The organism is Paenibacillus sp. NN59 (genome assembly GCF_057597225.1).
In genome coordinates this window covers 3,971,051-3,984,536 of the sequence record NZ_CP199678.1, presented here as the reverse complement: position 1 = coordinate 3,984,536, position 13,486 = coordinate 3,971,051, and the positions used below count along the sequence as shown (strand labels likewise).

General features: G+C 45.3%; 10 protein-coding genes. All 10 read left to right on the top strand.

Annotated elements, in window-relative coordinates:
* The first annotated feature begins 29 nt into the window (after positions 1-29).
* Positions 30-905: a GDSL-type esterase/lipase family protein gene (locus tag ACT89M_RS17460; RefSeq protein WP_154890574.1), complete on the top strand. Its 876-nt coding sequence runs from the start codon at positions 30-32 to the stop codon at positions 903-905.
* The gene (locus ACT89M_RS17455; RefSeq protein ID WP_154890573.1) at positions 906-1,871 is read left to right on the top strand and encodes an ABC transporter ATP-binding protein; all 966 of its coding nucleotides are present in this window, start codon (positions 906-908) and stop codon (positions 1,869-1,871) included.
* The gene (locus tag ACT89M_RS17450) at positions 1,864-2,853 is read left to right on the top strand and encodes an ABC transporter permease (protein WP_090917066.1); all 990 of its coding nucleotides are present in this window, start codon (positions 1,864-1,866) and stop codon (positions 2,851-2,853) included. The genes ACT89M_RS17455 and ACT89M_RS17450 overlap by 8 nt, the downstream gene beginning before the upstream one ends.
* Before the next feature lie 76 nt (positions 2,854-2,929).
* A complete protein-coding gene (gene parE / locus ACT89M_RS17445; RefSeq protein WP_090917064.1) occupies positions 2,930-4,909 on the top strand; it encodes a DNA topoisomerase IV subunit B in 1,980 nt (659 codons plus the stop codon).
* Positions 4,910-4,921: 12 nt separating this feature from the next.
* The gene (gene gyrA, locus ACT89M_RS17440; protein WP_308723378.1) at positions 4,922-7,384 is read left to right on the top strand and encodes a DNA gyrase subunit A; all 2,463 of its coding nucleotides are present in this window, start codon (positions 4,922-4,924) and stop codon (positions 7,382-7,384) included.
* Positions 7,385-7,609: 225 nt separating this feature from the next.
* Entirely contained in the window at positions 7,610-8,056 is a 447-nt protein-coding gene (locus ACT89M_RS17435; RefSeq protein ID WP_154890571.1) for a MarR family winged helix-turn-helix transcriptional regulator, read from the top strand.
* Between the two features lie 223 nt (positions 8,057-8,279).
* Positions 8,280-8,597: an ArsR/SmtB family transcription factor gene (locus ACT89M_RS17430; RefSeq protein ID WP_123066091.1), complete on the top strand. Its 318-nt coding sequence runs from the start codon at positions 8,280-8,282 to the stop codon at positions 8,595-8,597.
* On the top strand, positions 8,590-11,070 hold the full coding sequence (locus ACT89M_RS17425) for an FAD-dependent oxidoreductase (RefSeq protein ID WP_487344766.1): 2,481 nt from the start codon (positions 8,590-8,592) through the stop codon (positions 11,068-11,070). Before ACT89M_RS17430 ends, ACT89M_RS17425 begins: the two co-directional genes overlap by 8 nt.
* 367 nt (positions 11,071-11,437) lie before the next feature.
* On the top strand, positions 11,438-11,884 hold the full coding sequence (locus ACT89M_RS17420) for a MarR family winged helix-turn-helix transcriptional regulator (RefSeq protein WP_253493588.1): 447 nt from the start codon (positions 11,438-11,440) through the stop codon (positions 11,882-11,884).
* Positions 11,881-13,398, top strand: a complete 1,518-nt coding sequence (locus ACT89M_RS17415; protein WP_253493590.1) for a DHA2 family efflux MFS transporter permease subunit — start codon at positions 11,881-11,883, stop codon at positions 13,396-13,398. Before ACT89M_RS17420 ends, ACT89M_RS17415 begins: the two co-directional genes overlap by 4 nt.
* The last annotated feature ends 88 nt before the right edge of the window (positions 13,399-13,486 follow it).

Sequence of the window (13,486 nt, the reverse complement as noted above, 5' to 3'; positions counted from 1 at the left end):
TTATTTGTAACTGACTGGAGATGTGATGGATGAAAAAGAACAAAAATCTTGATTCAGCGCCTTGGATCTGGAGAAGTGTAAGCACGATATCCATAGTAGCAACACTGCTATTGATATTTGGATTTGCTTACGCCATAAAAGATGTTATTTTTCCGCAAGGGGATTCAACGTTAAATGAGGGACAGAAGGCTGCGGCTCCAGCTAAAGATGCTCAAAATGGGGGCAATAAAGCGATTGTAGAAGACGGCAAAATCCGAATGGCTGTCATTGGCGATTCCCTTGCAAGAGGAACGGGGGATGATGAAGGACTTGGATTTGTTAGACGGGCGGCTAATCTGCTCAAAGATGAGGGTCATGATGTACAGGTACTTAACAATCTGGGTGTAAACGGTCTGCGAACAGATGCGTTGTTAAAAAAGCTGGATGAACAAGGGGTTCAATATGTTTTGCAACAATCCAACTTTATTTTACTCTCTATCGGTGCGAATGACCTGTTTCAAGGTGGACAGGTTCTTCAAGGTGAAGACCCGCCAACAGCCGAGAAACTGGCTGCCGCCTTGCCGGAGACATCCAAACGTCTACAGGAAATTTTGAAGAAAGTGAAAGAAATCAATCCGAATGCTCAGATTGCATATATCGGATTATATAATCCGTTTGGTAATGTGAAGGAACTGGAGAAGCCGGGCAATGCTGTTGTTGCAGCCTGGAATGACGCGGCGATGTCCATCTTGAACAATGAAGATAACATGACACTTGTGCCAACCTTTGATCTGTTTGAGAATCATCTGGACGAGTATCTTTCATCTGATCACTTCCATCCGAATGGACAAGGTTATCAGCAGATGGCCGTTCGCATTGCACAGGAATATAAAGGGAATAAACCGGCAGAAGGGAGCGCGAAATAAATGGCAGAGAAGCAGTATGATTCCGTCTTGTCCGTACAACACCTGAAGAAAAAAATTGGACGGAAATGGATTATCAAAGACGTCACTTTTGATGTCAAACCTGGTGAAATTTTCGGTTTTTTGGGGCCGAATGGTGCGGGGAAAACGACAACGATTCGTATGCTGGTTGATCTGATTAAACCTACAGAAGGAAAAATTTCGGTCTGTGGTTACGACGTGAATCGTGATCCCGAACGAGCGCTCAAATATGTCGGTTCCATCGTGGAAAATCCTGAGGTATATACATATTTGACCGGGTGGGAAAACCTGGAGCACTTTGCCCGGATGCAACCAGGCGTTGATCATGACCGTATTCAGGAAGTGGTCAATATTGTGCGTCTGGATCAACGTATTCATGATAAAGTTAGAACCTACTCACTAGGTATGCGCCAGCGGCTCGGAATTGCCCAGGCATTACTTGGAAGACCACGGTTGCTGATTCTGGATGAACCAACGAATGGACTTGATCCCAAAGGGATTAAAGAGTTACGTGAATTTATCAAACAGCTCGCCAGTGAGGGGATGGCAGTGTTCGTCAGCAGTCACTTGTTAAGTGAAATTCAACTTCTCTGTGATCGGGTAGCCATAATCAGTACCGGCCGTGTGCTCGCAGTTGGTGGTGTGAATGAACTGATCGAAGACCATTCCAAGGTGGCGATATGGCATCTTACACCTTTTGATGCAGGCCGTCAGCTTTTACTTGATAAGGGGATTACGCTGGTTAGCCGCCCCGGTGATGTCATGGATGATACGATTGTTGCAGGGCTCGGTGCGAATGCTGTTGTTGCCGAGATGCATGAAGAACGTATACCGGAGCTGGTACAGCAGATGGTTGAAGCAGGCATTCAGGTTGAGGGCGTACAACGGATTCAGCCTACACTTGAGCAACTATTCTTAAAAATGACAGAAGGTGAATCCATTGAATAATATCATGCCGCTCATTCGTAATGAGACCATTAAAATGGTCAAGAAGAAACGCCTTTATATTATTTTTATCGTTCTGGCCATCCTTGTTCCGATGTTCACGTATGCACAGATGAAATCGGCTCAGAATAATCAAGACAAGTTCGGTGGTGACTGGAGGCTTGAATTACAACAAGCGATTACGGATAATCAGAACTCACTAGGCAGTGATCGGGTTCCCGAGGAATACAAAAAGTATAGAACCGTCTATATCCAGCAGATGCAATACTATCTGGAAAATAACATTAATCCCAAAGAACCAGGCGGTGTGACGTTTACAAGGGAATTTATGAACAATGCCGTTGGATTGTTTATCCCGCTTTTGATTATGGCAATTGCTTCAGACCTGGTGTCAGGAGAACGGACAACAGGCACGATCAAAATGTTGCTGACTCGCCCCGTTAGACGGTGGAAAGTGCTTCTAAGCAAACTGATCACATTGATCATGTTTGTTTCGATCATCGTCGTTTCTGCTTATGTGATCTGTTACGGGATATCCGGGGCCGTTTTTGGTTACAAAGGTTTCGGCATGCCTGTCTTCACTGGATTCAAAGTGGTTGGCACCGAAGTGGATATGTCTGCCGTACATGCGGTAAGTCAATGGCAGTACATGCTGATGCAAGCAGGTTTGATCTGGTTTGTAAGTATCATCGTGGCGATGCTGGCGTTTATGGTATCGGTTCTTGTTCGCAGTACAGCGGCAAGTATCGTAATTATGATGGCTGCGCTGATCGCTGGAACGATTCTAACCAACATGGCAGCTTCGTGGGAAACAGCGAAGTATTTGTTTATGGTGAACCTGGAACTGCCTGATTATTTGTCTGGCGGATTGCCACCAATTGAAGGCATGAACCTTGGATTTTCCCTTATTGTGCTTAGTGTTTGGGGCGTTGCATCACTCATTGTATCATTCCTTGTCTTTACGAAACGGGATATCTTGAATTAAAATGGACAAGGATAAGAAAACATCTGTTTGCATTTCAGGCATTTTTGTAGTTTCAAGTTAAGAAGGGGGAGCATGAATGGTCGAGCAAATCGATATGTCGGCAGGTTCGACAGGCGGAGGACAGGGCGCCTCGGGCTACGACGCGGACGACATTCAAGTACTTGAAGGACTGGTAGCGGTTCGGAAAAGGCCGGGGATGTACATCGGCAGCACCAGTACTTCAGGTCTACATCATTTGGTATGGGAGATCGTAGACAACGCTGTCGATGAGCACCTAGCCAAATTCTGCTCCAAAATCGATATCACGCTGCATAAGGACGGTTCTATTACAGTTCAGGATAACGGAAGGGGAATTCCGACAGGTATACATAAAACAGGGATTCCCACTCCCCAGGTCGTGTTTACGATTTTGCACGCAGGCGGTAAGTTCGGTGGATCAGGATATAAAAAATCAGGTGGTCTGCACGGTGTAGGGGCTTCGGTCACCAACGCATTGTCAGAGTGGCTTGAAGTCGAAATTTTCCGTGATGGTAAGATCCATCGTCAACGTTTTGAATATTGGCAGGACAAAAAAGGCGTCGAACATGTAGGAGAACCCGTGACTGGTCTTGAAGTATTGGGTAATACCAATCGCACAGGCACCAAAGTTACGTTTAAACCGGATATTCGCGTTTTTCAGAATGGAATTCAGTTGAATTATGATACACTGGCAGAACGCCTTCAGGAGATTGCTTTCCTGAACTCGGGTCTCAAAATTGTGCTTAAGGACGAACGTTCAGGCAACCAGGATGAATATATGTACGAGGGCGGCGCGAGCCAGTTTGTTGAGTTTTTGAACGAAAATAAAGATGTACTTCATGACGTTATACACTTCTACGCAGATAAGGACGATATCGAGGTAGAAGTGGCAATCCAGTATAATGCGGGTTATACAGAAACACTTGCTTCCTTTGTCAATTCGATCCCGACCCGTGGTGGAGGAACGCATGAGACCGGATTCAGGGCAGCCTATACCCGTGTAATGAACGACTACGCTCGGCGTACCAGCATGATCAAGGAAAAAGATAAAAATCTGGAAGGTAATGATCTGCGTGAAGGCATGATGGCGGTAATTAGCGTCAAAATGTCTGAAGTGGAATTTGTCGGTCAGACCAAAGATCAGCTCGGAAGTGCTTCTGCTCGAAGTGCAGTTGATTCAGTGGTCTCCGAAAATATTCAACGTTTTCTGGAAGAGAACCCGCAGGTCGCACAGACCTTGATTCGCAAAGCAGTGCAGGCGTCCAAAGCGAGAGAAGCCGCGCGGAAAGCCCGTGACGAGATGCGAACAGGGAAAAAGCGCAGTGAAAGTTCTAACTTGAATGGCAAGCTGACGCCTGCGCAATCGAAAGATTTTACACGCAATGAATTGTTTATTGTGGAAGGTGACTCTGCAGGTGGTTCAGCCAAGCAAGGACGGGATTCCAAAATACAGGCGATTCTGCCGTTAAAGGGAAAACCGTTGAATCCGGAAAAATCAAAGCTTGCGGATATTTTGAAAAATGAAGAGTATCGTGCAATTACAGCAGCAATAGGCGCAGGAATCGGAACGGAGTTTGCCGTAGAGGACAGCAATTATTCCAAAATCATTATCATGACGGATGCAGATACGGATGGCGCACATATCCAGGTGTTGCTACTTACGTTCTTTTACCGTTACATGAAACCGTTAATTGATGCAGGGAAAGTATATATTGCGCAACCGCCTTTATATAAACTCACTCGTAAATCCGGCAAAATGGCAACGGTAAGATATGCCTGGACGGACGAAGAACTTGCGAATTATATGAAAGAGTTCGGAAATAATGTCGAATTACAGCGTTATAAAGGACTTGGTGAGATGAACCCGGATCAACTGTGGGAAACAACGATGAACCCGGAGACACGCGCTATGTTGAAAGTGGAGATTGTGGATGCAGCCAAAGCAGAGCGTCGTGTATCTACATTGATGGGTGACAAAGTGGATCCACGCAAACGCTGGATTGTAGAGAATGTCGACTTTACAGAGTACGAAGAATAGAAGGTGCTTGGAATGAGTCTATCAGAACAATTTATGCCGGCCTTTCTTGAAGAGGTCGTTGGTGACCGTTTTGGTCGCTACTCCAAATATATTATTCAGGATCGAGCGATTCCCGATGTGCGGGATGGATTAAAGCCAGTACAGCGGCGTATTCTTTACGCCATGTACGACTCGGGCAATACACCGGAGAAGCCATATCGTAAATCTGCCAAAACGGTAGGAGACGTTATGGGTAATTATCACCCTCATGGTGACTCCTCGATCTATGAAGGTATGGTACGAATGGCACAGCCATGGAAAATGGGCCATATGCTTGTAGACGGACACGGTAACTGGGGCTCACAAGACGATGATCCGGCTGCAGCTATGCGTTATACAGAGGCTCGTTTGTCATCTATTGCAATGGAGATGCTTCGTGATATTGAGAAACGCACCGTGTTGTTTAAAGATAACTTTGATAATACAGCCAAGGAACCGGTTGTGTTACCTTCCCGTTATCCCAACCTGCTGGTCAATGGGGTAAGCGGAATTTCTTCCGGTTTTGCAACCGAGATTCCACCGCATAATTTGCGTGAAACGATTGATGCTTGTATTGCTGTCATGGAGAAACCGTCCATTGAACTGGACGAAATCATGATGTTCATCAAGGGACCTGATTTTCCAACAGGCGGCTTAATTATGGGCGGCGACGGTATTCTGGATGCATATCGGACAGGTAAAGGACGAATCTACATACGTTCCAAAACCGAGATCGAAAATATGCGTGGCGGCAAGCAACAGATCGTTATTACGGAGATTCCTTATCAGGTGGTTAAATCCCGTCTTGTTACGGCGATGGAAAATATCCGCCTGGAGAAAAAGGTTGAAGGTATCGCAGAAGTTCGGGATGAAAGTGGACGCGAAGGATTACGGATTGTTGTTGAGCTGAAAAAAGATGCGGATGCACAAGGGATTTTGGCTTATTTGCTGAAAAAAACCGACCTGCAAGTCACATACAACTTCAATATGGTCGCGATTGTGAACAAAGCGCCGCAGCAACTTGGTCTAAAAGCGATTCTGGAAGCTTATATTGCTCACCAACGCGAAGTAGTAACTTTCCGAACCAAGTATGAGCTGGAGAAAGCGGAAGACCGTGCTCATGTCCTGGAGGGGCTGGTGAAAGCCCTTAACATTTTGGATGAAGTAATCGCAGCGATTAAAGCTTCGAAGAATCGTCAAGATGCTCAAAACAATCTGATCTGGATGTTTGGGTTCACGGAACGTCAAGCGGATTCTATTCTCACCTTGCAATTGTATCGTTTGACGAATCTGGAGATTAATTCGTTGCAAAAAGAGCTGGATGATCTCATGAAGAAAATTTCACAGCTACGCTCGATTCTCGATAGTGATCGGAAGCTGATCGGGGTCATTCGTAAAGAACTGCTGGAGATCAAAGAGAAGTACGGAATTGAGCGCCGCTCCGCCATTCAGGGTGAAGTAGAGGAACTTAAGGTTAATCTCGAAGTATTGGTCAACGCAGAAGATGTATTTGTGACATTGTCCAAAGAAGGATATGTCAAACGTTCGAGCATGCAGTCCTTCACACGTTCTGGCGGTGAGCGAAGTGCTAGCGGTGTAAAAGAAGGAGATTATATCTCCCAGGTGCTTGAAGTAAATACATTGGAGAATTTGCTTGTCTTCACACAAAAAGGGCAATATTTCCTCCTGCCTGTGCATCAGGTGCCGGAGTTTAAGTGGAAAGATCCGGGTACCGCCATTGTTAATGTAATTCCTCTGGCGAAGGATGATCGGATCACCAGTGTACTGGCGATCAAATCGTTCGAGGAACCAGATCACAGTCTGGTATTTGTAACCCGCAAGGGACAGGTCAAACGAACTGAACTTAAGGAATACATTACAAAGCGCTCGGGTGCCGTAGCGGCATGCAAGGTTGCTAAGGATGATGAAGTGCTGTCCGTACATCTAAGTACGGGCGGGAAAGATATCATGCTGATTACCAAAGAAGCGATGGCGATTCGTTTCCGTGAAGATGAAGTGAATCCGATGGGACGTGTCTCTGGTGGTGTTCGTGGTATTCAATTGAAAGATACGGATGAAGTAGTCTCTGTGTTATGGGTAGAGGGAGATGAGGGAGAGGTAGCTGTATTGAGTGACCTCGGTTATGGTAAACGATCCTTGCTTCTGGACTATGCCCCGCAGAGCCGTGGTGGTAAAGGCGTGGTTACCTTTGAATTCAAGGAAGGTAAACGTGTTAAACCGAATGGTAGCCGTATTGCAGGTGCATTCTACTGTAAAGAGCAACGTCAGTTGACGGTGATGACCAAAGAGGGACAAGCCCATACGGTCTCATCCGAGAGCGTTCCACTCACAGAACGTAAACACATCGGTAAATTACTTGTTCCTGTAGACAAACAGGACGAAATTACCGAGCTTATTCAGGATTTTAATGAGAATCAACCGGGGACAACCTCCTAAAAAAGATAAAAGACTCTCTGCCGACAGTGCTGATTCTGTCGGGTGAAGAGTCTTTTTTTGTTGTTCTTGGGCGGATGAGAAGTGCATCATCAAGCGAAGTTTAACAACCTTCGTCGATTACAGTCGATCGCTGGGAAATTGAAAAAATGCAGCAGGAATGCGGCTTTGAAGCGCGAAAACTTAAGCAAATGAAATGATTATCCGTTGCAGGAGGAGTGATGTTCGATGTATAATTCCGATTTTGCTAAATGCTGGTCCAGATTAACCAAAGATTATAAACTGCATATGGATCAGGAATTAGCCCCTTCGTTAACAGAGGCACAGCTTGCGGTACTTGAGGTGCTCGAAGATCATGCAAAGATGAAACCATCTGATTTGATTCCATTTCTTGCGACAACACCTGCTGCAGTAACGATGTTATTGGATCGAATGGAGAAAAATGGCCTCATATGCAGAGTTCGTGATGATCAGGACAGGCGGATTGTGTGGGTTTCATTATCCGATAAGGGCAGAATGGAAACCACGCGTGGTATCACGATCCGCAATGAGTTTATGAATTCCGTACTGAGCAACATCTCGATGCACAATCAACAATTGCTTGTATATCTGCTTGGGAAAATGACTGCACCCAAAACGAATGCGCAAGAGCCTGCCTTAACGAGTTCAGGTTAAACGAGCAAAATCTGATCGTGAAATGAGTGTAGTAAATAATCTGATGATGTTAAAAAACAAAACGAATAATGCAATGATCATAAATAAGCATACTTCTGGTCATTAGGGCCAGGTGTATGCTTTTGTCTTTTTATTTTGTTGAGTATGGTTTGTAAAGAATACACATTGACAACTAAATCATTATATCGTAATATTGCGTTATAACGTTTGAGGAGGAATCATTTTGGAGTTGCCTGCGTTCGATCGGAATCAATTAAAACAGTTTGACGAGCCAGCAGAGTTTCTTAAAGCGCTGTCTCATCCCGTACGTTTATGTATCGTCCGTGGTTTGATGCGCAAAAAAAAATGTAATGTTTCATATATGCAGGAATGTCTGGATCTCCCGCAGTCGACGGTGTCGCAGCATCTGCAAAAGCTTCGCAGTGCGGGTATCGTTGCCACGGAGCGAAATGGCCTTGAAGTCAATTACGTACTGGCTGATTCTCGTGTGGAGCAGTTAGTCATGATTTTATTTGAAAAGGATGGTTGCGAAGATGAATAAACGTAAAAAAGTGTTAATCGTGGGGGGCGTAGCAGGCGGTGCATCTGCTGCTGCACGCCTCCGTCGTCTAGACGAACATGCCGAGATTATTATGTTTGAAAAAGGCCCATATATCTCATTTGCCAATTGCGGATTGCCTTATTACATTGGAGGTACGATTGAAGAACGGGGGCGATTGCTCGTACAGACACCGAAGGGGATGGAGGATCGTTTCAATATCGATGTTCGTACACAAAGCGAGGTTATCGCTGTTGATCCAAGTAAACGAACCGTGCAGGTACGTAGTGCCGAGCGTGGTTTATACGAGGAAAACTATGATGAATTAATTTTGTCACCTGGTGCTCGTCCACTTGTGCCCGATCTGCCCGGCAAAGAGAATTCATTGATATATACCGTGAGGAACATTCCTGATATTGATCGAATCAAAGAACAGATAAGTTCTGATAACAACAGTACTTCGATTGTCATTGGCGGTGGGTTTATCGGTGTAGAGATGGCTGAAAATTTGAAGGAAGCTGGACTGGATGTAACTTTGATTGAGGGGAATGATCAGCTGTTAACCCCGTTTGATCCGGAATTGGCAGCTATGCTAGCTCAAGAGATGGAGCAAAATGGAGTAAAGCTTTTATTTTCACAGCGGGTTCAAGGCTTCCGTACGTTAGATCAAGGTATTGGTGTGGAATTGTCCGATGGCAAGATATTATCTGCAGATATGGTCATTCTGGCCATTGGGGTTATACCCGACACCTCATTTTTGCAGGACAGTGGTCTAGCTCTTGGTTCACGCGGACACATCATAGTTAATGACAAAATGGAGAGCAGTGTTCCGCATATTTATGCCGTGGGCGATGCCATCGAAGTGAAGGATTACATTCATGGCACGCAGACAGCAATTCCCCTTGCCGGTCCTGCCAACAAACAGGGACGGATCGTAGCGGATCAGATTGCCGGTCTTCCCACCACCTATAAAGGCACTCAGGGTACATCGATTATCAAAGTGTTTGGTTTGACAGGGGCATCTACGGGCACTAATGAAAAAACGCTGAAACGAATGCAAAAAGACTATCGAAGTGTTATCGTACACCCTGCATCTCATGCTTCCTATTATCCTGGTTCTAGTGCAGTTACGTTGAAATTACTCTTTGCTCCGGATGGGAAGATTCTAGGTGCACAAGCTGTGGGCTACGAAGGTGTGGACAAACGAATTGATGATATTGCAGTGGCGATTCACTTCGGGGGAAATGTACGAGATCTTACGGAACTGGAACTCAGTTATGCACCGCCATACTCTTCTGCAAAAGACCCGGTTAATATGGTCGGATATGCTGCCGAGAACATCTTGGACGAACGAGTGCATTCCTACACGTATGATCAACTTGCAGAACGTGACCCTGCCCAGTCCGTATTAGTGGATGTTCGGAGTGATCTGGAACACCGTAACGGTAACATTCCCGGGTCTCTATCCATTCCGGTGGATGAGCTTCGTCAGCGGCTTGGAGAGCTGGATGTAACCAAAGAAATCTGGGTTTATTGTCAGGTTGGACTTCGTGGTTATACCGCTACACAAATTCTACGTCAGCATGGCTATCAGGTGAAGAATTTAAGCGGGGGTTACAAGACGTATCGTCAGGCACAATTCAAACCTGCAGGCGTAGAACCCCAAAAAGAGCAAGGGAGAATTTTGATGAATGGGAATGCAAATGAAAACAAAGGATCAGGAGAAGATGCATCTAGGGAGCTCCATATTGATAATGAACTGAATGTATGTGGTTTGAGTTGCCCTGGCCCGCTAATCGAGGTTAAACAAAAAATGGATCAGTTGGCAGACGGACAGACCCTACGGGTCAAAGCTTCAGATCCAGGATTTTATGAGGATGTGAAGGCTTGGGCAACCATGTCGGGGTCTGACGTACTCAAGCTGGAGCGGGATAAGGGCGGGGTAATCGAGGCCGTTCTGGCCAAGAATACTTCGCCTGTCACAAGCGGTTCAATGCAACTTGAAAAAGCAAGTACAATGGTCGTATTCAGTGGTGAACTCGATAAGGCCATCGCCTCCTTCATTATTGCTAATGGAGCAGCAGCCAGTGGGCGGAAAGTTACGATGTTTTTCACCTTCTGGGGCTTAAACATGATTCGTAAACAAGAGATGCAGCAGGCACCTGTCAAAACAGGCATGGCCCGTATGTTTGATCTGATGTTGCCGAGCAACAGTCTGAAGCTGGGACTCTCCAAGATGAATATGTTTGGTGCAGGACCGAAAATGATTCGAGGGTTAATGAAAAAAAATAACGTAGCTTCGCTGGAACAACTCATGCAATCGGCTATCGCTCAAGGGGTTGAGATCGTAGCTTGTCAGATGTCGATGGATCTGATGGGCATACAACGTGAGGAATTGATCGATCAGGCTGTCATTGGCGGTGTGGGTTATTATCTCGGACAAGCGGATCATGCAAATCATAATTTGTTTATCTAGAGCGTGTATATTAACCAAAAGCTAAAACTGATCTTATGTTCAAACTTATTAACCGTATCAAACCTCTATTTCACCTAAAGTGGAATGGAGGTTTTTTTTATTTTACATGATGACAAGAACATCAACATCGAAGGTCTACACTACGGTGCATAATCTTATCACTCAGGGAAAAGCTACAACCAAACTGATTAGCTGCTATTGGGCTTGCTTATATAATGTATATATCAAATATAATATGTCTTAATATTATTTTCTTAAAATCATATGTAAAGAGTTGACTATGTAAATATTTTTGTTATAATAAGTAATTGTTCCCCTGATATTTCGTGTACGAAATATTATATTCCATAAGTAAAAGGGTGAAACAATGACGGATACGTACGAGGTATTTTACATTATCAACTCATTTCGACAAGTGAATCAGATGCTTTTCCGGGCATTCTGGAATGAAAACAAGGAGATCGAGCTCACTTCGATCCAGTTTATGGTGTTATCCATCCTTAAGGAGCGACCTGCAATTGGCATTAACGAGATTGCTGATCTGTGCCATATGGGTAGTAGTTCGATGAGCGCTGTAGTAGAACGTCTCGTGAAAGGCGAGTACATCGTACGGACACGATCTGATGCAGATCGCCGTTCTGTGGTACTACAGATTACAGCCAAAGGGGAAAAGGCTCAACAGGAGACACAACAGCTCTGGATGGAGCGTGTATCACCTATACTGGATATTTCGAAGGAAGATCTAGAGCACCTGCTTCGCATTCATAGTCTGATGATTGAAAAGTTACAAGGAAGAGAGATGAACAACTTATGAGCACAACAACTGCTACAGCTCCGTCCTCTGCGATGGACAACATCAAGAAAGGCCCCATTGTAGCGGCCTTGTTAATTGGTGCCTTTGTGGCATTTTTGAACCAGACCCTGATGAACGTGGCTCTTCCTAAAATTATGGAGGATCTCGGCATCGGGCCGAACAAAGCCCAGTGGCTTACGACGGGTTACATGCTTGTCAACGGGGTGTTAATCCCGGTTACGGCATACTTGATTGCCAAATTTTCAACACGGCAAATTTTTATAACAGCTATGACCTTATTTACGATCGGTACGCTAGTCTGCGGACTAAGTCCGAACTTCTCGATTCTTATGGTGGGTCGTGTTATTCAAGCCGCGGGTGCCGGTATTCTGATGCCGCTGATGACCGTGGTATTTCTGACGATTTTCCCGATTGAGAAGCGTGGGCAGGCGATGGGAACGATGGGGATAGCCATGATTCTCGCACCAGCAATTGGTCCTACGTTGTCCGGTTATATCGTTGAGCACTATTCCTGGAGATTGTTATTCTACATCATTCTGCCATTCTCCGTGATCGCAACAGCGATTGGTATTGCATTTGTCAAAAACGTAACACGTCAGTCCAAGCCGAAACTGGACTCTGTTGGCGTAATTCTATCCACACTCGGATTCGGTAGCTTGCTGTATGGTTTCAGTGATGCGGGTACAGACGGATGGGGAAGTGCTGTTGTCATCAGCTGCCTCGTAGTTGGTGTCATTTCCCTGATTCTGTTTGTTATTCGTCAGTTGACGACCGATCATCCGCTTTTGGAGTTCCGTATTTTCAAATACAACATGTATACCTTAACAACCATTATTAATATGCTTGTTACGATGGCTATGTTTGCAGGCATGATCTTGCTCCCAATCTTTCTGCAAAATATCCGTGGGTTCTCACCGATTGAATCCGGCTTGCTCATGATGCCAGGTGCCATCCTAATGGGAATTATGTCTCCGATTACAGGTCGCATCTTCGATAAAGTCGGTGCACGCTGGCTCTCCGTTACGGGTCTGGCTATTACAGCGGTTACCACATGGGGACTCAGCCGTTTGGCCATTGACACCACGTATGGATATATGATGTTTATCTACACTGCTCGTATGTTTGGTATGTCGATGCTGATGATGCCGATTCAGACGGCTGGTCTGAATCAGTTGCCTCAACGACTTAATGCTCATGGTACAGCGATGTCGAACACACTGCGTACAGTGGCAGGTGCGATTGGTACAGCGATTCTCGTAACGATCATGAGTAGCAAGCTCAAGTCGCATCTGGCGGAAACGATGGCTACGGGTACAATTGACCCGAACAACAAAACAGCGGTGCTGGCTGCTACAGCAGATGCAACCATCTATGGTGTCAACTATGCCTTTACGGTAGCCACCTTTATGACAATTGCAGCGCTGATTATGGCTTTCTTCATTCAGAAAACCAAACCAGCTACCGAACCGGTAAACGCAGAGAAAGAAAAAGCCAAAAAAGTAGCAACAGCTTAAAATTAGACTTGAAATCTATAACGAATAAACAAAAAAAGAGAACTCTCAGGCTGCCAGTAGGACACATCTTCTACGGCAACGAGAGCTC